Source organism: Nocardiopsis sp. CA-288880 (genome assembly GCF_050955985.1).
Taxonomy (GTDB): Bacteria; Actinomycetota; Actinomycetes; order Streptosporangiales; family Streptosporangiaceae; genus Nocardiopsis; species Nocardiopsis tropica.
Window position 1 is genome coordinate 190,763 of record NZ_CP192105.1, and the last position, 18,951, is coordinate 209,713.

The 18,951-nt window shown below is 73.7% G+C and carries 16 protein-coding genes and 1 pseudogene; 7 read left to right on the forward strand and 10 right to left on the reverse strand.

Annotated features, from left to right (window positions below):
• Positions 1–5 precede the first annotated feature (5 nt).
• Positions 6–719, reverse strand: coding sequence for an ABC transporter ATP-binding protein (locus tag ACQPYD_RS00900; RefSeq protein ID WP_267950209.1), 714 nt, complete (start codon positions 717–719; stop codon positions 6–8).
• 126 nt (positions 720–845) lie between these two features.
• Positions 846–1,484: a response regulator gene (locus ACQPYD_RS00905; RefSeq protein ID WP_433699349.1), complete on the reverse strand. Its 639-nt coding sequence runs from the start codon at positions 1,482–1,484 to the stop codon at positions 846–848.
• A 339-nt stretch (positions 1,485–1,823) separates the two neighbouring features.
• On the opposite strand from ACQPYD_RS00905, the gene ACQPYD_RS00910 reads away from it, so the two are divergent.
• From ACQPYD_RS00910 to ACQPYD_RS00920, 3 genes are all read left to right on the forward strand, one after another.
• On the forward strand, positions 1,824–2,894 hold the full coding sequence (locus tag ACQPYD_RS00910) for a sensor histidine kinase (RefSeq protein WP_433699350.1): 1,071 nt from the start codon (positions 1,824–1,826) through the stop codon (positions 2,892–2,894).
• Positions 2,895–3,051: 157 nt separating this feature from the next.
• Entirely contained in the window at positions 3,052–3,846 is a 795-nt protein-coding gene (locus ACQPYD_RS00915) for a VOC family protein (protein ID WP_433699351.1), read from the forward strand.
• A 67-nt stretch (positions 3,847–3,913) separates the two neighbouring features.
• A complete protein-coding gene (locus ACQPYD_RS00920; RefSeq protein ID WP_433699352.1) occupies positions 3,914–4,702 on the forward strand; it encodes a VOC family protein in 789 nt (262 codons plus the stop codon).
• A gap of 77 nt (positions 4,703–4,779) precedes the next feature.
• Here the strand turns inward: ACQPYD_RS00920 and ACQPYD_RS00925 are convergent, their stop codons facing one another.
• From ACQPYD_RS00925 to ACQPYD_RS00935, 3 genes are all read right to left on the reverse strand, one after another.
• On the reverse strand, positions 4,780–6,351 hold the full coding sequence (locus tag ACQPYD_RS00925) for a long-chain-fatty-acid--CoA ligase (RefSeq protein WP_433699353.1): 1,572 nt from the start codon (positions 6,349–6,351) through the stop codon (positions 4,780–4,782).
• Positions 6,352–6,427: 76 nt separating this feature from the next.
• Positions 6,428–7,312 (reverse strand): amidohydrolase family protein, encoded by an 885-nt coding sequence (locus ACQPYD_RS00930; RefSeq protein WP_433699354.1) that lies wholly within the window; start codon positions 7,310–7,312, stop codon positions 6,428–6,430.
• Positions 7,313–7,519: 207 nt separating this feature from the next.
• On the reverse strand, positions 7,520–8,002 hold the full coding sequence (locus ACQPYD_RS00935; RefSeq protein ID WP_267947515.1) for an Lrp/AsnC family transcriptional regulator: 483 nt from the start codon (positions 8,000–8,002) through the stop codon (positions 7,520–7,522).
• 190 nt (positions 8,003–8,192) lie between these two features.
• On the opposite strand from ACQPYD_RS00935, the gene ACQPYD_RS00940 reads away from it, so the two are divergent.
• The 4 genes and pseudogenes from ACQPYD_RS00940 to ACQPYD_RS00955 all read left to right on the forward strand — a co-directional run bounded on the left by ACQPYD_RS00940 (position 8,193) and on the right by ACQPYD_RS00955 (position 11,874).
• Positions 8,193–9,491, forward strand: a complete 1,299-nt coding sequence (locus ACQPYD_RS00940; RefSeq protein WP_433699355.1) for an MFS transporter — start codon at positions 8,193–8,195, stop codon at positions 9,489–9,491.
• 584 nt (positions 9,492–10,075) lie between these two features.
• Positions 10,076–10,873: pseudogene (locus tag ACQPYD_RS00945) on the forward strand (MFS transporter); the annotation flags it as partial.
• A 70-nt stretch (positions 10,874–10,943) separates the two neighbouring features.
• The gene (locus ACQPYD_RS00950; protein ID WP_433702206.1) at positions 10,944–11,327 is read left to right on the forward strand and encodes a hypothetical protein; all 384 of its coding nucleotides are present in this window, start codon (positions 10,944–10,946) and stop codon (positions 11,325–11,327) included.
• A 256-nt stretch (positions 11,328–11,583) separates the two neighbouring features.
• Positions 11,584–11,874: a hypothetical protein gene (locus tag ACQPYD_RS00955; RefSeq protein ID WP_330156839.1), complete on the forward strand. Its 291-nt coding sequence runs from the start codon at positions 11,584–11,586 to the stop codon at positions 11,872–11,874.
• Positions 11,875–12,127: 253 nt separating this feature from the next.
• Here ACQPYD_RS00955 and ACQPYD_RS00960 read toward each other — a convergent pair whose 3' ends face one another.
• The 5 genes from ACQPYD_RS00960 to ACQPYD_RS00980 form a co-directional block, all read right to left on the reverse strand.
• Entirely contained in the window at positions 12,128–12,868 is a 741-nt protein-coding gene (locus ACQPYD_RS00960; RefSeq protein ID WP_433699356.1) for an anti-sigma factor, read from the reverse strand.
• Complete coding sequence (sigK, locus tag ACQPYD_RS00965) at positions 12,865–13,479, reverse strand: ECF RNA polymerase sigma factor SigK (RefSeq protein WP_433699357.1); 615 nt, start codon at positions 13,477–13,479, stop codon at positions 12,865–12,867. The genes ACQPYD_RS00960 and sigK overlap by 4 nt, the downstream gene beginning before the upstream one ends.
• 316 nt (positions 13,480–13,795) lie before the next feature.
• Positions 13,796–14,443 carry a fasciclin domain-containing protein gene (locus ACQPYD_RS00970; protein WP_433699358.1) on the reverse strand — a complete coding sequence of 216 codons (648 nt, stop codon included), beginning with the start codon at positions 14,441–14,443 and terminating at the stop codon, positions 13,796–13,798.
• Between the two features lie 68 nt (positions 14,444–14,511).
• Entirely contained in the window at positions 14,512–16,257 is a 1,746-nt protein-coding gene (locus ACQPYD_RS00975) for a molybdopterin-dependent oxidoreductase (protein ID WP_433701912.1), read from the reverse strand.
• Positions 16,258–16,333: 76 nt separating this feature from the next.
• On the reverse strand, positions 16,334–18,151 hold the full coding sequence (locus ACQPYD_RS00980) for a molybdopterin-dependent oxidoreductase (protein WP_433699359.1): 1,818 nt from the start codon (positions 18,149–18,151) through the stop codon (positions 16,334–16,336).
• Positions 18,152–18,951 lie beyond the last annotated feature (800 nt).

Consider the following 18,951-nt stretch of genomic DNA (forward strand, 5'->3'; position numbering starts at 1 on the left):
GCCGATCACCAACTCTGCCCGGGCTGGCTGCCCGTCAACGAGAAGAACGCGTCTTCGAGGGAGGCGTGCCCCTCGGTGATCTCGCTCAGGGAGCCGTTCGCGATGATGCGGCCCTTGTCGATGATCACGATGTCGTCGACCGTCTCCGCGGTCTCGCCCATGAGGTGGCTGGACAGCAACACGGTGTTGCCCTGGTCGGCATACCGTCGCAGGAAGGTACGGATGGTCCGGATGCCTTCGGGGTCGAGGCCGTTGACCGGCTCGTCGAGGACGAGGATCCGCGGCTCTCCGAGCAGGGCCGCGGCCAGACCCAGCCTCTGTTTCATGCCCAGGGAGTACTTGCCCACCCGCACCTTCGCCGCTTCGGAGAGGCCGACCGTCTCCAGGACCTCGGAGATCCGCCGGGACGGTATGCGGTTGGACTGGGCGATCCAGCGAAGGTGGTCGACTCCCCGGCGTTCCGGCACGGCCGAGGCGCCGTCGAGCATCGCACCGACTGTCCTCAGGGGCTGCCGTAGCGATGTGTACGGCCGGCCCTCGATGAGCGCCGTGCCGGAGGTGGCCCGGTCGATCCCGAGGAGAACGCGGAGCGTACTCGACTTCCCGGCCCCGTTCGGGCCGAGGAAACCGGTGACCCGTCCGGGGGCGGCGCTGAAGCTCACCCGGTCGACGGCCACCTTGGGACCGTACTTCTTCGAAACGTCCTTGACTTCGATCACCGGCACCAGACCCCTTGTGTCGACCGCCTCCTCCGTGCGCATCGAGCTTCACACGCCGGGCCCCGCCGCGCTGACACCCGAAAGTGGACACCTGGCGGCCCCGGTCCGTCCGGGCGGGGTCCGGCCTCAGCCGAGGACGCCCGCCTCGTAGGCCAGGACGACGAGGTGGGTCCGGTTCTTGGCGCCGAACTTCTCGAACATGCGCCGAAGGTAGGTACGCACGGTCTCGTTGCTCAGATGGAGTTCTGCTGCGATGTCCTGGCTCCTGTGGCCGGCTGCCAGGAGACGGCAGATCTTGATCTGTTGCTCGGTGAAGGACGGGTGTCCGCCGTCAGGCGGTCCGGCCGGGGCGGCGCCGCCCCCGGCGGAGAGGCGACCGAACAACCGCGACGTCACGTCCAGCGCCAAGGACGCGTGTCCCGCGTGGACGGCTCTGATCGCGCTCAGTATCCGGACGGGCGAAGCGCTCTTCAGGAGGAAGCCGGAAGCGCCGAATCGCAGGGCCTCGTGAACGTATTCGTCGTGGTCGAACGAAGTGAGCATCACGGTTCTCGTCGAAAGCGAATTCCGTCGCAAATCGCGGACGACGTCGATGCCGCTCCACCCCGGCATCTCGATGTCGAGCAGCAGGACGTCCGGCTCCGAATCGGCCAGCCGCTTCGCCATCCCCCTCCCCGTGTCGGCCGTGCCGACCAGGTCGATATCGGGGATCTTCGCGAAGAATCTCCTGTAGACGCGCAGGAACCCCTCGTCGTCGTCCGCCATGAAGACTCTTATGGAGGACCCTGGGTGCGCCGATCCCCCGGCCGCGTCGGCACAGGCGATGTCCTCCCGAGCGGGAGGGGAGGGTTCGTGCACCTGTGAGCTCATGTCTTCTCCGCGTGCCCCGAGAGGAACCGGTGCTTCGCGGCTCATGGTACAACTCGCGGCCGGGGTGAGGACGCCCCTTCCGGCAGCAGTACGGGGCTCCCGCCGACGGCGGGTGCGAGGACGGGGCACCGTGGCCGGCGGTGCGGGCCGCTGTGGTGGGATCGACGCATGTTGAGAGATGCTCGGGAGGCGTCGGGTCGGCGCTCCGCCGCCTCACGGCTAGTGGACGCCGCCGTGTCCGCGGCCGTCGTGCTGGTCTTCTGGATCCCCCCGGTGCTCGGCCTAGCCCCGGGAGGGGACCGGCTGCTCGGCTCCTGCCTCGCGCTGCTCGTGGGCGGCGCCGTGCTGCTCCGGTGGAGGTTCCCGGCTGCCGCGGTGTCCGTGGCGCTGGCCTCCACGGCGGTGGGATGGCTGCTCTCCGCCACCACCGATCCCATGGTGGGGGCGGCCTGGTGCCTGTACCCCCTGGCGCTGCGGGGCGGGTCCCGGGAACGCGACGTCGGCTCCGTCGTCCTGGGGGTCCTCGTCCTGGTGTCCCTCGTGCTGGGGGTCAGCTCATCGGCACAGGACGCGATGCAGGGGGTCGTGTTCGGCCTCGGCGCGATCGGTGTGGCCTGGCTCCTCGGACGAGCCGAGGCGGAGCGGCTCGGTGCGGTGCGTCGTGCCGAACGCCAGCAGGCCGAGTTCGAGCACGTCCGGAGGGAGGCCGCCATGGCCCGCGAGGTCCACGACGTCGTGGGCCACGCGCTGAGCACCATCAGCGCCGAAGCCGCCGTCGCGCGGGCCGTGTCGTCCTCGGAGCGGGAGGAGCTCCTCGAGGCGCTGGAGGACATCGAGCACCGGTCGCGTTCGGCCCTGGTCCAGGTGCAGGACCTGGTGCGGGCGCTGCGCCGGCGTGACCGTGCTCCGCTCGGCGGCGGCGGCGGGAACCATGCCGCCGCGCTCCGTGAGCTGGTCGCGGCGGCGACGGTGAGCGGCCTGGAGGTGGATGCCCACATCGACCTCCCGGAACACGGAGGGGAAGCCGCCTTCGTCGCCACCCGGGTCGTGCAGGAGGCGCTGAGCAACATCGTTCGGCACGCGGCGGCCGAACGGTGCGAGCTCGTGCTGGCGCCGGTCGGGGGCGAGCTCGTCGTCCGGGTCGACGACGACGGCGTCGGGATCCGGGCCGGCGGGAGCGCGGGCTCGGGGATCGCCGGGATGCGCGAACGGGTCGAATCCGTCGGAGGGCGTCTGACGGTGACCGGGCGTCTGAGCGGAGGGACGCGCGTCCTGGCGGAGCTCCCGCTGGAGGCGCGGCGCTGAACGCGTCCTCGCCCGTGCCCCGCCCGCCCCGCCGCGTCCCGGAGCCGCCCGCCCCGCCAAGGTGAGTTGTGAGAGTCTTTGCCGCCCCGATCCCCGACGGGCCGGTCGGCCGCGTCACACTCGGAAGTGGTGTGCGTCCGACGGAGAAGGGGTTTCGATGATCACCACCGACTTCCTGCCCGGTTCACCCTGCTGGACCGACCTGTCCTCGCCCGACGTCGAGGCCTCGGCCGCGTTCTACCGGGAGCTGTTCGGCTGGCAGGCGGTCGAGGGAGGCCCCGACAGCGCCGGGTACCGGTACCTGCTCCTGGACGGCGCCGCCGTGGCCGGACTCGTGCCGTTCATGGGCGAGAGCGAGAGGCCCGCCTGGACGGTCTACTTCGCCGACCCCGACGTCGACGACACGGTCCTCACGGTGGAGCACCTCGGCGGAACCCTCGTGGTGGAGCCGTTCGACGTCCTCCACCGCGGGCGCATGGCGGAGTTCACCGACCCCCGGGGCGGTTACGCCGGGCTCTGGCAGGCCAAGGCCTTCCGGGGGATGGAGGCCGCCGACCGCCCCGGGACGCTGTGCTGGGTCGAGCTGTGGACCCCCGACGTCGACGGTGCGCGGGATTTCTACGCCGAGCTCTTCAAGTGGTCCTACACCGGCTTCTCCCTGCCGGGGGAGGCCGGGACGTACACGATCGTCACCCCCGCCGGGCAGGGGCGGGGCCGGGCGCACGGCGGGATCATGCCGGTCGATCCCGCTCAGCTGGCCGCCACCGGGGGCGCGGCGGACTGGCACCCGGTGTTCGCGGTCGAGAACTGCGACGCGGCCGTGGAGAGGGTCCGATCGGCGGGCGGCCGGGTGTACATGGGGCCGGAGAGCACACCGGGGGTGGGGCGGCTCGCCCTGTGCGCCGACGTGTTCGGCGCGGGGTTCGTCCTGCTCGCGCCCTCGCCGATGTGAACCCGAGCCCGTTCGGGGCCGGGCCCCGGCGGGGGCCGCGGCCGCAAGGAACACGGAGGCCACTGCCATGATCACCACCGACTTCGCACCGGGCGCCCCCTGCTGGCTGGAGCTGGGCGCACCGGACGTCGACGCGGCCGCCGCCTTCTACGGGCGGATGTTCGGGTGGACCGACACCTCGGCGGGACCGCACACGGGCGGTTACCGGTTCGCCCGCCTGGACGGGGAGGACGTCGGCGGGCTCGGCCCGCTGATGGAGGAGGGCGAGCAGCCCGCGTGGACCGCCTACTTCTCCGTCCCGGACGCGGGGGCCGCCGCCAGGGCGGTGCGCGGGCTGGGCGGCACCGTGCTCGTCGAGCCGCTGGACGTCATGGGTCTCGGGCGGATGGCCCACTTCCTGGATCCACGGGGCGGGCACTTCGCCGTCTGGCAGGAGGGGAGGTTCGCCGGGTTCGACGTCGCGGACCGCCCTGGCTCCCTGTGCTGGCTCGAACTGTGGTCGCCGGACGGGTCGGGGGCGCGCTCCTTCTACGGCGGGCTCTTCGGATGGTCCTTCCACTCCTTCGCCCTGGCCGGGGCCCATGAGTACACGCTCGTCGGGCCGGAGGGGACGGGGGAGGAGGCCGCCCACGGCGGGATCCTGCCCGTCGACAGGTCCCGGCTGTCCGACGACGCGGGCACCGCGCTCTGGATCCCCGTGTTCCGTGTGGACGACTGCGACGCCGCCGCGGAACGGGCGGCCGACGCGGGCGGACAGGTGTACACGGAGCCGGAGGACTCACCGGGCGTGGGGCGGGTCGCGAACTGCGCGGACCCCTTCGGCGCCGGGTTCATGGTCCTCGGCCCGTCGGCGTGAGCCGCCCCCGCGCGCCGGACCGGCCCGCCGTCCGGCCCGCGCGGGCCGGACGGGGGACGCCGGGCCCGCCCCGCCGCCTACTGCCGTGACACGGCGGACGCTCCGCCGCGCAGGACGAACTTCCGGATCTTGCCCGTGGCGGTCTTGGGGAGCTGGTCGAGGAACTCCACCTGCGTGGGCGCCTTGAAGTGGGCCAGGTTGTCGCGGGCGAAGCCGATCAGCTCCTTCTCCGTGGCCTCGGCGCCCTCGCGCAGCACCACGGACGCCCTCGGCGTCTCGCCCCAGCGCTCGTGCGGCACCCCGACGACCGCGGCCTCCAGCACCGCCGGGTGCCGCAGGAGGACCCCTTCCACCTCGACGGACGAGATGTTCTCGCCGCCGGAGATGATGACGTCCTTGATCCGGTCCTGGATCTCCACGTACCCGTCGGGGTGGGTCACCGCGGCGTCCCCGGTGTGGAACCAGCCGTCGCCCATGGCCGCCTCGGTGGCCTCGGGGTCGTCGTAGTAGCCCTTCATGACCACGTTCCCGCGCACGGTGATCTCCCCGACGGTCGTACCGTCCCAGGGGACCTCCCGGCCGGCGGTGTCCACCACGCGCAGCTCGCCGGAGGTGAGCAGCTCGACCCCCTGACGGGCCTTGACGGCGGCGCGGTCGCGAGCGGACAGCCCCCCGTGCTCCGGCCGGGGCTCGCACACGGTGATGAACGGAGCGGTCTCCGTCAGCCCGTAGACGTGGGTGACGGTCCAGTCGAAACCGTCCTCCAGGCGCTCGATCGTGTCGGCGGCCGGGGAGGCCCCGGCGGTGACCACGCGCACGCCGGGCGGGACCTCGCCGCGCACCCCCTCCGGGGTGTTGGCCAGCATGATCAGCACGGTGGGCGCCGCGCACAGCCAGGTGACGCCCTCGTCGCGGATCAGGTCGTACACGGTGGCCGGGTCCATCGCGGGCAGGCACACGTGGGTGGCGGACGCGGCCGTCACCGTCCACGTGTAGGTCCAGCCGTTCGCGTGGAACATCGGCAGGGTCCACAGGTACCGGTCGCCGACGTCCATCCGCAGGTGGAGCAGGGTGCCCACCGAGTTCATGTACGCGTTGCGGTGGGTGATCATCACGCCCTTGGGGCGCGCGGTGGTCCCGCTCGTGTAGTTGACGGTCAGGAGGTCGGTCTCCTCGACGACCGGGCGCGCGAACTCGGGGGAGGCCTCCGCGACCAGGGCCTCGTAGTCCTCCCAGCCGGGCCGGGCCCCCTCCAGCGCCACGAACCGCTCCACGTCCGGAAGCCGGTCGCGGACGGCGTCGACGGTGTCGAGCTGGTCGGCGTGCACGCACAGGACCTTCGCCCCGGAGTGGTTGACGATGTAGGCGAAGTCGTCGGCGGACAGGCGGAAGTTCACCGGTACCAGGACCGCGCCGAGCTGCGGCACCGCGTAGAAGGACTCCAGCTGCGCGTGGGTGTTGGGGGAGATGTACGCGACCCGGTCGCCCTTGGCCACCCCCATGCCCTGGAGGACCGACGACCACCGGTCGCACCGGTCGAAGAACTCCTCGTAGGTCAGCCGGAGGCCCCGGTCGACGACCGCCTCGCGGTCCGGGTGCAGTCTGCGCGTCCGGCGCGCGAACTCCAGGGGGGTCAGTGCGAGTTCCATGGTGCCTTCCTTCTGTGCTGGGCCGGTCCGTGTCCGCGGCGGGCCCGTGTCCGCGGCGGTTCCCGGCTTGGGGCGGTCACAGTCCGAACAGCCGTGCCGCGTTGCCGTGGAGGACGGCCCGCAGCCAGTCCGGGCCCAGGCCGAGGCGGGTCAGGGCGTGGAGCTGCTCGGCGTAGGGGTAGGGGATGTTCGGGAAGTCGGTGCCCAGCAGGACGCGCCCGCCCAGGTCCGCCAGGCGGGGGAGGGCGTCGGAGGGGAACGGCGCCCGGGCCTCGGCGAAGTCGGTGAACACCATCGTGGTGTCCAGGTGGACGCGGCCGTACCTCTCGGCGAGGTCCAGGAACTCGACGTACTCCGGCGCCCCGGCGTGCGCGATGACGGCGGTCAGCCGGGGGTGGGCGCTCAGGACCTCGGAGAAGGGTCCCGGCCCGGTGAAGCGGCCCGGCTCGGGGCCGGAACCGCAGTGGACCACCACGGGCGTCCCGGCGTCGGCGAGGTTCCCCCAGACGTCGGAGAGCAGGGGGTCGCGCGGGTCGTAGCCGCCGACCTGGAGGTGGGCCTTGAACACGAGGACGCCGGCCTCGACGGCGGCGGCCACGTAGTCGCCGGCGCCGGGCTCGGGGTAGAAGGTGGCGCTGCGCAGGCAGTCGGGGTTGTCGTCGGCGAAGCCGCCCGCCCAGTCGTTGAGCCACACGGCCATGTCCGGCCGGTGCGGGTACGAGAGCGCCGTGAAGTGCCGGACGCCGAACCCCCTGAGCAGGGCGAGGCACTCGTGCTCGTCCCCCCGGTAGGCGAGGGGCCACTGGTCTCCGAGGGCGTCGAAGTGGTTCCGCACCTTGCGCAGCACGTTGTGCGGCATGAAGTGCGTGTGGACGTCGATGAGCCCCGGGAGGCCCAGGTCCCGCCAGACCGTGTGGACGTCGGCGGACCCGGGCGCGGGGTCGGATGAGACTCGTGTCACACCTGACACGATACGTGGGCGTTCCCCCGCTGTTCGTGCTGGCCCTGCGGGGAACTCCGGGTCGCCCGCGCCAGGCGGAGGACCGGAGGGCCGCGCCCGGGCGCCGGGGCCGCGGGCGCCGCCCCGGGACGTGGGCCGTGAACCCTCGGCGCGCCGTTCCGGCGGAGCCCTCCCGGGAAGGCGGAGGGCCCGGCCGGTGCGTCCGGGTCAGCGCCGCCGGGTGCGCGCCGTGGTCGGCGCGATGCGGTCGTTGCGCAGGTGCTCGTAGACGATCGAGGCTCGCACGTCCGCGACCTCGGGTCTCTCCGTCAGCTTGTCGACGACGAACGCGTACAGGCTGTTGTTGTCCGGCAGGGCCACGTGGACCAGGAAGTCCTCGCTGCCCGAGGTGACGAACACGGACAGGGTGTCCGGCAGGGAGCGGACCCAGTCCCGGAAGGCCTCGATGTTGTGGCGCGAGGGCTTCACGACGCTCACGGTGATGAGCGCCTGCACCGGGCGGCCGATCTTCTCCAGGTCCACGTCCAGGATCGAGCCGCGAATCACACCCTTCTCCCGCAGCGCGCGGGTCCGGTCGAGGGTCGTCGTGGGCGATGCGCCGACCGCGGCGGCCACGTCCCGGTTGGTTTTTCGTGCGTCTGACTGGAGTTCGGCCAGAATCGCCGTATCAAGTTCGTCAAGATCAGGCATGGGCGCATTGTAGCCGTATTAAATACGGAATGTTGTGTATGGCCCCGCTCTATGATTAACATTTGAGAGAAATGGTCGTATTTGGCTCGCCGAGGAAGTGATCCTTCCGGAGCAGGCACCGTCGCCCCGCCGTTCGGCCCAGCTCTGGCGCGAGGACGCGCCACCGCAGAACACGAGGGACGTCCGTACCGTGAGACCTTCCCCTGCCCCGGCAGCCGCCGACCGACCGTCGGCCCGCCCGCGGACCCGTGGCCGTGCCCTGGCCCTCCTCGCGATCGTCTGCGCGGCGCTCAACCTGCGCCTGGTGGTCACCTCGCTGTCCCCCCTGCTCGCCACGGTGGGGGAGGAGTTCGGGTTCACCGCCGTCGTCGTCGGCGTGTTCGGCACCCTGCCCCTGATCGCCTTCGCGGTGTTCGGTCTGGTCACGCCCGCGATCATGCGCCGGCTGGGGCCGGAGGCCACCGCCGCTCTGAGCATGCTCCTGACCGGGGCGGGGCAGGTCGTGCGCTCCTTCGCCCCCGACACCGGGACCCTGCTGGTCCTCACCGGCATCGCCCTCACCGGCGCGGCGCTGGGCAACGTCGTGCTCCCGCCGCTGATCAAGCAGTACTTCCCCGACCGCCTGGCGGCCCTGAGCACGGTCCAGATGGTCGCCATCCACGCGGGAGCCCTGTTCCCCCCGCTGGTCGCCGTCCCCCTCGCCGAGGCGACGGGCTGGCGCTTCGCCCTGGGCGCCTGGTCGGTGCTCGCCCTGGCGGCCGCCCTGCTGTGGGCGCTCCAGGGGCGCCGGGTGCGCCGGGACGCCCCGGCCCTCGCCGCCTCCGGGTCCCGTTCGGGCGCCGCCCCGGCCGACGGCGCGGGGCCGGAGGGCTCTTCCGGCGCCGGACCGGCCCGCCCGATCTGGCGCGTCGGCACGGCCTGGCGGATGGCCCTGCTGTTCGGCATGGTCACCTGGAACGTCTTCACCCTGTTCACCTGGCTGCCCGCGCTGCTGACCGGCGCGGGCCACTCCCCGGCCGCGGCCGGGGCCATGGTGTCCCTGATGGTGGGCTCCAGCCTGCTGTTCGGGCTGGTCGCGCCGACCCTCACCCTGCGTGCCGTGAACACCTTCCCGATCGTGGCACTCGGCCTCACCGGCTACGCGGTCGGCTACCTGGGGGTGGCGGCGGCACCGCAGCTGGCGCCGCTGTGGGTGGTCTGCCTGGGGCTGGGCACCAGCCTGTTCGTGGTGACCATGACGATGATCAACGCGCGCAGCACCACCGCGCGGGGCTCGGCGGCCCTGTCCGGGTTCGTGCAGGGCGCGGGCAGCGGGATCGCCCTGGGAGGCCCTCTGCTGTTCGGGCTGCTGCGTGAGCTGACCGGGGGCTGGGCCGCCTCGTACGCACTGGTCGCCGGCGGGTCGCTGGCGGTGGCGTTCGTCGTCGCCTACGTCGAGCGCACGCCGTGGACCATCGAGGCGGCCGCGGCCGGGGGCCGTCCCGGCTGACCGCCGCCCGGGGGCCGGGGCGCCGCCGGGGGAGCCGGGAGGGTGGTGTGGGGAAGGACGGCCCACCGCCCTGGAGGACCTGGCGTTCCCCGGCGGTACCCGGGCCCGCGGTCCGCGCCGTCGGGCGGCCCCGAGCCGGGAAAGGACCGGTTGGCCGGACCCGGCCATCCGGTGCACGTGCACCGGATGGCCGGGTCCGGCCGCTGCTCCCCCGGTCGCGTCCGGGGTCCCGGCCTCCCGCCGGTCCCGTCCGGACCGCGTCCCCGGAGGGCCGGAACCGGGTGGCCCGGGCGATCGGTCCCGGTCAGAGGCGTGGGAGACGGGTCGGGGCGGCCGCCGCCAGGCCTTTGCGCAGGTCCGGCGAGCCGGGAGCGCGCCGTCGGCAGAGGGGGTTGTCCGGTCGGTCCGCCGGTGTGCGGGGCAGAAACAACAAACCTCGCCAATACGGGCAAGACGCGCATAATGACGTCATGACAAGCCCACCCCTCGACAGGCCGTCCCCAGCGGCCCGCGATCGGGTCCCCCGACCGCGATGACAGCGGATCGGGATCGCCGACCCCCGCCCCCCCGGCCCGGTCCCCCCGGTGGGCGGCGCGGAGGAGGTCCGGCCGCTCATCCGCAACCACGACTTCCAGACGCTCTGGGTCAGCCGGTTCTTCGCCGGGCTCGGCAAGGAGAGCGGAGAGGTCGCCTACCCGCTCCTCGTCCTCTTCCTCGCCGGCTCGGCCACGCAGGCGGGCGTCATCGGGTCGGCGCAGGTGGCCGCCGCCATGGTCGCCGCCGTGGCCGGGGGCGTGCTCGCGGACCGTGCCGACCGCAGGGTCGTCCTGCTGTTCTGCGACCTCGGACGCCTGGCGCTGCTCGCCCTGTTCGCGCTGCTGCTGTTCACGGGGAAGGTGACGTTCCCCGTCATCGTGGCGGTCGCGGTCGGCTCCTCGGCGATGATGGGCGTCTCCAACCCGGTCGCCATGGCCTCCGTCAAGCAGCTGGTCCCGGCCTCGCAGGTGTCCGGAGCCGCCGCCCAGAACCAGATCCGCTTCTCCACCACCACGGCCCTGGGCGCGCCCATCGCCGGATCGCTGTTCAGCCTGGGCCGCGCCCTGCCCTTCGTGACGGAGGCCCTCGCCTACCTGGTGTCGGCGGCACTGGTGCTGTTCATCCGCCGCCCCATGCAGGCCTGCCGCGCTCCGGCGCGCGAGCGCTGGACCCTGCGCGGCACGGTCGGCGGATTCGCCCTGCTGGCGGCGGACCCGATCCTGCGCCCGATGATCCTGTGGATCGTCGGGTTCAACCTGGCCTTCTCGCAGTCGGGGGCGTTCCTCGCGCTCATCGCGACGGCGGAGGCGCAGGGCGCGGGCCACGTGCAGATCGGCCTGACCGTGTCCCTGGCGGGATCGGGCGGGATCGGGCGGGCTGGTCGGCGCCCTCGCCGCCGGCGCTGTCCTCAGGTGGGTGCGTCCCTCCTCCGCCTTCCTCGTCGCGGCCTGGTCGGCTCCGCTGTGCGCCCTCGGACTGGCGGTCGCGCCGAACGCGGTGTCGCTCGGGGTGTTGCTGGGTCTCGTGTTCGCCGTCGTTCCGAGCGTGAACGCCCTGTTCTACGGCTACGTGGCCGCGTCGGTCGGCGACGGGTACCAGGGCAGGGTGCTGGGGGCGGTCATGTTCATGGCGCTGGTCTCCCAGCCGGTCGGCATCCTGGGGATCGGGATCGTCTTCGACCGTGCGGGGCCGACCTGGGTGTTCCTGGCGATGGCGGGCCTGTCGGCGCTCGCAGCGCTGTTCACCCTCTCGCCGGTGATGCGGGACCTGCCGCGCCCGGAGGAGCTGGCCGGGACCTGAGCGCGCAGGCCTGACCCCGCCCGCCCCGGGCGCGGGCGGCGGAACGGGGCCCGCCTCCGCGCGGACCGCTCCCGCGGAGCGCGCCGGGGCGGGGCCCGCGAGGACGCGCCCCGGGGCCGGAAGCCGTGGACCGACCGGGACGGATGTCGGCACGACGCCACGTTTTTCCCATATATGGAGTTCAGGGTGTTACGTGCTCCAAGGGCAGGGGGTACTACACCCTCAGGTATTCGTGACTCTCCGTGATGGGGTAACCGTGAAACGTATCGCCGCCGTCCTCGCCGCCGCCGGACTCGCCCTGACCGCCGCCGCCCCGGCCCACGCGGCCCAGGGCACGATCGAACTGGGCCCGAGGAGTTTCGAGAACCCGAGCGGGTGCTACAACTTCCGGCCGTTCGAGGCCAAGACCGTCACCAACCTGACGGACGAGACGGTCACCGTCCACTACGAACGCGACTGCTCGGGGGAGGTGGTCGGACAGGTCGGGCCGCAGGCGACCGAACGGTTCGAGAACAGCCTCTCCACCTTCAGCGTCCACGTCCCGTGAGACGGCCCCGGCCCCCGGGCGCGACGCGCCCGGGGGCCGGGGCCGACCGGGGCCGACCGGGGCCGGCGGGGACCGGCCGGGGCCCCGCCCCCGCGGGAGCCCCGGCCGATCCCTTCGCGCACCCGCCGGACGCCCTCCGGAACGGTCCCCGGGGCTCTTCCGGCCCCGGGATGCTCCTATGGATGTCAAGCAGCTGGCGCGAGGCCGCTGTCGATGGGACTTCGGCTGGTGGCCGTGGCACGCACCGACCGCGTCAGCCCTCGAAGGGCATCGCCATCAGCGGGTCCGAGGTCGGCTGTTCGGAGCCGCCCTCCGGCTCGACCGTGACCGCCACGCCGTCGGTGGCCCCGTCCTCCGGGGTCGCCAGCACCGGCAGCACGAACCCGGCCTCGTCCACCGACAGGACCCCCGCCGACGAGACGGTGCCGTCCGGGCGGGTCAGCCAGAGCTGGTAGTCCTCGTCCTCCAGCCGCTCCAGCCCGTGCGCGCTGAACACCAGCTGCCCGCTGGCCTCCGAGTGCACGACGGTCACGGACACGCCCTCCATGGGCTCGGCCGTGGTGTGGTCGGCGCCCGGGTCCGACAGCACGGCGGCGATCTGCCGCTCGTTCTGGCGCAGGCGCTCCACCTCGCGGACCTGGTCGACGGCCACCGCCCCCAGGGCGACCACGAGCGCCAGGCACGCCGCGAGTACCAGCCCCGTGCCCCGGTTCCACCGCTTGCGGCGAGGCTCGGGCAGGGGCTCGGGCGGCGGCGCGAGCTGGCGGGTCCTCGCCACCTCCTCCAGCACGAGCCGGCGCAGCTCCGCAGGGGGAGTGAGCGCCGCGGCGGAACCCAGCAGGGCCGTCGTCTCGGCGAAGCCCCGCACCTCCTGCACGCACGAGTCGCAGTCGGCCAGGTGGTCCTCGAACCGGACGCTCTCGCCCGGCGACAGCGCGCCGAGGGCATAGGCGCCCGAGAGCGTGTGCAGGTCCTGGCCCAGTCTCCTGCTCACCACTCCACCCCCAGGCAGTCGCGCAGCCGGATCAGCCCGTCGCGCATCCGCGTCTTCACGGTGCCCAACGGCGTGGACAGCAGACGGGCGACCTCACGATAGGTGTACCCGCCGTAGTAGGCCAGGCGCACGGACTGGCTCTGGAGTTCGGTCAGGGTGTCCAGGCACCGGCGCACCCGCTCCCGTTCGAGGCGGTCGGTGGCCTCCTCGGCCACCTCGTCGTAGGGGCGGTGCGTGTCGGCCGCCACCGCGCGCGCCTCCCGGTCCGTGGCCGCCTGCTCGGACCGCACCCGGTCCACGGCCCTCCGGTGGGCGAGCGTCATCACCCACGCGCGGGGGCTCCCCCGACGCTCGTCGTAGCGGCACGCGGTGCGCCACACCTCCACCATGACCTCCTGCGCGACCTCCTCGGACTGGGCCGGGTCCCTCAGGACCCGTCGCACCAGACCGTAGACCGCCGGGCTGACCAGGTCGTACACCTCGCCGAACGCGCCCTCGTCGCCGCGGGCCACATCGCGGAGCAGCCGCGTGAGCCCCTGGTCGGACGGGGCGGGGGCCGCCGCCCCCTCCACGCGGCGGGGACCACGGGGCGCCGTGGCTTCCTCGTTCATCCGCTCCTCGTTCCTGGTCGGTGCGCGGTCGTGCTCCTGCGGTTCCTGCCCGGGGGCCGTGTGACGCACGGGCCCGGACGGCCCGGCGTCATCGCGCGGGCCGCCCGGGTGCGTCGTGCCCGGAGCGTGGAGCCTGGGTCGTGTTCTCCGATCATTCCGCGCTCGCGTCCGCCGTGCCTCCTCGCGTGGCGCCTCCGCGCCTGTGGGGCACGACCGGTCCGGACCTCGCAGGCCGTCCTGCGGGAGACCGCCCGGACGGCCGTTCGCGCCGGCGCCGGATTCGCCGACACCGGCGGAAGCGTCCGGAGAGCACTCCCTAGGAGGGCATGAGCACGGTGTCGACGATGTAGACGGTCGCGTTCGAGGTCTGGACGTTGCCGCAGACCACGGCGGAGTCGTCGTTGACCGTGTAGTCCTCGCCGGACCCGGCGGTCATGACGTCCCCGCCCTGGAGCGACGTGAACGTGCCGCCCTCCAGGTCGGCGGGCGCGTGGCGTCCCTCGACCACGTGGTAGGTCAGGACCTCGGTGAGCTGCTCCTGGTCGGCCAGGAGGGCGTCCAGGTCCTCCTGCGGGATCTTCTCGAAGGCGTCGTTGCTGGGCGCGAAGACGGTGATGTCCTCGGCCGAGTTCAGGGTGTCGACGAGGTCGGCCTCGCCCACGGCGGTCACGAGGGTGGACAGCAGCGGGTTGTTGGACGCGGCCGTCGCGACCGGGTCCTGGGCCATGCCCTCGAAGCTGCCGTCGCCGTCCGCCGGCACGTCGGCACAGCCGGGGCCGAAGTTCTCCCCGGCCTCCTGCATCCCGCCGGAGTTCTCGTTCTCCTCCGTGGCGGGGCTCTCCTCGGCGCCGCCCGCGGCCGGGGTCTCGGCCTCCGTGTCCCCTTCCATCCCGCCGCAGGCCGACAGGCCGAAGGCGAGGACGGCGGCGGCTGCGGTGGCAGTGAGAGCGTTCTTGCGGATCATGGTTCTCTCCTTCAACTGGGTGAACTTCGGTTGTCTCGAACCGCTGCCCGGGGGCAGCGGAAGCGTGGTCACTCGGCGGTGAAACGGACGCGGTGCCACCCGGTGGCGCCGTTCGGGACCGGGTCGACCCGCTCCGGGGGCTGGGTGCGGTCGGCGGAGTCGGTGGCGCGGACCTCGACGGTGTGCTGCCCGGGGTCGACGACGGTCTCCGCGACCCACTGGACCCACGTGTCGATGCCCGGCACCCGGGCCAGTTCGGCGGTCTGCCACGCGCCGTCGTCCACGCGGACCTCGACGGCGTCGACCCCCCGGTGCTGGGCCCAGGCCACCCCGGCCAGGACGACCTCCCCGGAGCCGACGCGGCCCAGGGGGGCGGGCACGTCCACCCGCGACATGGTCTTGATCGGCGCCCGCACGGCCCAGCCGCGCTGTGCCCAGTAGGCCTGCTCGTCGGCGAACCGGGTGAGCTTGACGTCGGTGACCCACTTGGTGGCGCTGACGAACCCGTACAGGCCGGGGACGACCATGCGGGCCGGGTACCCGTGGACGGGGGTCAGGGCCTCGCCGCCCATGCCGACGGCGAGGAGGGCGTCGCGCCCGTCCATGACGACCTCCGTGGGGGTGCCGCAGGTCCACCCGTCCTGGGAGGTGCTGAGGATCTGGTCGGCGTCCGCGTGGACGCCGGCGCGTCGCAGCAGCGCGGCGAGGGGGTGGCCGAGCCAGCGGGTGTTGCCCGCGAGGTCGCCGCCGACCTGGTTGGACACGCAGGTCAGGGTGATGTCGGCCTCGACGAGGGGCAGGCCGAGGAGTTCTTCCATGTCGATCTCGAACGGCCGGTCGACCATGCCGTGCACACGCAGGGTCCATCGGGAGGCGTCCACCCGGGGGACCGTGAGGGCGGTGTCGATCCGGTAGAAGTCCTCCGCGGGGGTGCTGAAGGGCGACAGGCCCGGCACACCGAGGTCGGTTCCGGAGGGCAGCGGGGCGAGGGGTTCGGCGGCGGCGGGGAGGGCGGTCGCGGACCGTCCGCCCGTGCCGCCGAGGGCGGACGGCAGCAGGCGGCCCAGGGCGCCGGCCGTTCCGGAGGCGGCCAGGACCCCCGCCGCGGTCAGGACGAAGCCGCGCCTCCCGGGCCCCTGGGCAGGTCCCGGTTCGGGAGCGTGCGCCGCCCGCGCGTGCCCGGTGCCGTGCGCGTCCGGGGTGTCCTGCGGGGCGCCGGGGGCAGGGGCGTCCTGCGAGCCCTGCGCGTCCGGGACGCCCCGCGACCCCGCCGGTGCCTGCGGGCCTGTTCCTGCCGGCCCGTCCGCCGCGGCCGCGGCCTCCACCGCCGGGCGGAGGTACCCGCGCGCGCTCCGGAGGAGAAGGGCGAGGGCCGAGGCCCCTGCCGCCGCGCCGACGAGTACGGGGATCGCGGCCCCCGGCTCGTCGGCGCGGCGCAGGAGCACGGCGGCGATCCCCGCCGCCGCGAACACCGCCAGCCCCGCGTACCCGACGGCCGGGCGCCGGAGCGCCACGACGCCGAGCACGGCCCCGACACCGAGGAGGACGACCGCGATTCCGGAGAGCAGTACGACTTTGTCGGCTGTTCCGAACAGCGAGATCGCCAGCTCCATCAGGGCCGGCGGTGTGTTGTCGACGACGGCGTCGCCGACAGCGACCACCGGTGGCGCGGTCCGGGTCAGCGCGGAGGCCAGCTCGGCGGCGCCCAGTGAGGCGCCGACCGAGAGGAGCCCCACGACCGTCCCGACGACGGTCCGTCGCCTGTCGCGTGGCGGGTTTCTCGTCCCGCGTGTCTCGGTGGTCACGTGGGGTATTCGGACCCGGCGGCCGGGCGGATGGGTCGGCCGGGAACTTTTTCCCGAGGTTTTTCGAGAGGGTCCTGAGCTGGGGCTACTCCGCGGTGAAGCGGATGCGGTGCCGCCCCTCGGCCCCGTCCGGGATCGTCTCCACCTCGTCGGAGGACTGGGTGTACCCGGAGGAGTCGGTGGCGCGCACCTCCACCGCGTGCATCCCCGGGCCGACCCGCGTCTCCGCGACCCACTGGACCCAGGTGTCGGCGCCCGGTGTGCGGGCCAGTTCGGCCGGCCACCACTCGCCGTCGTCCACGCGGACCTCGACGGCGTCGATCCCGGTGTGCTGCGACCACGCCACACCGGCCAGGACGACGTCCCCGGCGGCGGTCCGCGTGAAGTCGCCGGGCACGTCCACCCGGGACATGGTCTTGACCGGTCCCCGCTCCGCCCACCCGCGGTCGGACCAGTAGGCCTGCCTGTCGGCGAACCGGGTGAGCTCGATGTCGGTGACCCACTTGGTGGCGCTCACGTAGCCGAAGAGGCCGGGCACGACCATGCGCGCCGGGAACCCGTGCTCGTAAGGGAGCGGACGGCCGCCCATGCCGACGGCGAGGAGGGCGTCGCGCCCGTCCATGACGGTCTCGGTGGGCGTGCCGCAGGTCCACCCGTCGTGGGAGGTGCTGAGGATCTGGTCGGCGTCGGCGCGGACGCCGGCGCGGCGCAGGAGGTCCGCGAGGGGGTACCCGAGCCAGCGGGTGTTGCCGACGAGGTCGCCGCCGACGGGGTTGGACACGCAGGACAGGGTGATGTCGGCCTCGACGAGGGGCAGGCCGAGGAGTTCTTCCATGTCGATCTCGAACGGCCGCTCCACCCTCCCGTGGACCCTCAGCACCCATCGGGAGGCGTCGAGCCGGGGGACGGCGAGGGCGGTGTCGATGCGGTAGAACCCGTCGGCGGGGGTGCTGAACGGGGCCAGGCCGGGGATGCCGAGGTCGGTTCCGGCGGGCAGCGCGGGCAGCGGGACGGCGGCGGCGGGCAGGGCCGGGGCGGGCTGCCCGGAGGGACCGCCGAGGAGGGCCGGGAGCCGGAGGCCGAGCGTGCCCGCCGCGCCCGAGGCGGCGAGGACCCCGGCGGCGGTCAGGACGAACCGCCGCCCCGCGCCGGTCGGCGCCGACCCGTCTCCCACGGCGGGCGCGGACGGTCCGCCGGACCCGTCGTCCCCCGCGGACCGGCGGGCGCCTCGGCCCTCACCGGCCCCGGCGGTTCCCGCGTCCGCGTCTGCGACCGGGCCCGCGGCCGTGCCGGGAGCCGCGTCCGCATCCCCGGTTCCGCCGGGACCCCTCCCGGAGGCGTCGCGCCCGTCCGCCCCGGCCGGCGGGGCGGCTCCCCCCGGCCCGCCCGCGCTCCTCAGCAGCAACGCGAGCGCGGCGGCCCCGGCGAGGGCGGCGCACACCACGGGCAGCGCCGCACCGGGGTCGTCGGCCCCGCGCAGCCGCGTCGCGGCAAGCCCCGCGGCGGCGAACGCCGCCAACCCGGCGAAGCCGACGGAGGGCCGGCGCAGCGCCACCGTTCCGAGCGCGCCCCCGGACACCGCCAGGACGGCCACGATCCCCGCGAGGAGCACGGCCTTGTCGGCGGTCCCGAACAGCGTGATCGCCGTCTCCACCAGCCACGCGGGGCTCAGTTCCACGACGGCGTCGCCCACCGCCACCACCGGCGGGGAGGACCGGACCGCGGCGGCGGCCAGCTGCGCGGAGCCCAGTGCCGCGCCGACGACGAGCAGGCCGACGACCGGTCCCGTCCACCGTCCGGGGAACGGTCTCGCCCGTGCCGTGCCCTCCCCGGCCCCGGCGGTGCTCGGGCCGGAGGCGGGATCGGCGGGCCGGGGGGACCGGGGAGACCTCTTCGCGGACATGCCACCAAGAATCCCCCACGCGGGGGTCCACCGCCAGAGCCGTCGCCGTCCACGGCGGGGCCGGACGCCTCCTCCTGAACGCACGTCGAGGGCCCCAGCGCCGAACGGCGCTGGGGCCCGAGAGTTCAATACCACCTACCGGCCGATGCCGGTCTTCCGCTGCCCGAAGTCGAGCTGGGACGGGATCGCGGGGATCGCGGTTGTGTGACCGTGGACCACCTTCTTCCGAACCGGGCCTTGCGGTACCCGGGCGAACGTTCCGCGCCGGGCGGTCCTGATGGCACCTACTCCTCTCGATCTCACTTCGTGCACTGTCTTCCACTGCGGTGCTACCGGCTCCCGGCGCCGTACCGCTGAGCGCGCCGGTCGAGCCCTACTGCGTTCTTCGTCCTGCGGCGGCGTCCCCTGGACGGGCAGGACGCCGGTCCTGCGTACTGCTCGTACTGCTTACTTCTGTGCTGCTGTCCTACCGGCTCCCGGCGCCGTACCGCTGAGCGCGCCGGTCGAGCCCTACTGCGTTCTTCGTCCTGCGGCGGCGTCCCCTGGGTGAGCGGGATGCCGGTCCTGCGTACTGCTCGTACTGCTTACTTCTGTGCTGCTGTCCTACCGGCTCCCGGCGCCGTACCGCTGAGCGCGCCGGTCGAGCCCTACTGCGTTCTTCGTCCTGCGGCGGCGTCCCCTGGGTGAGCGGGATGCCGGTCCTGCGTACTGCTCGAACTGCTTACTTCTGTACTGCTGTCCTACCGGCTCCCGGTGTCTTGAAGCACGTGCACACCGTCGGGCCGTCCTGCGTTCCACCG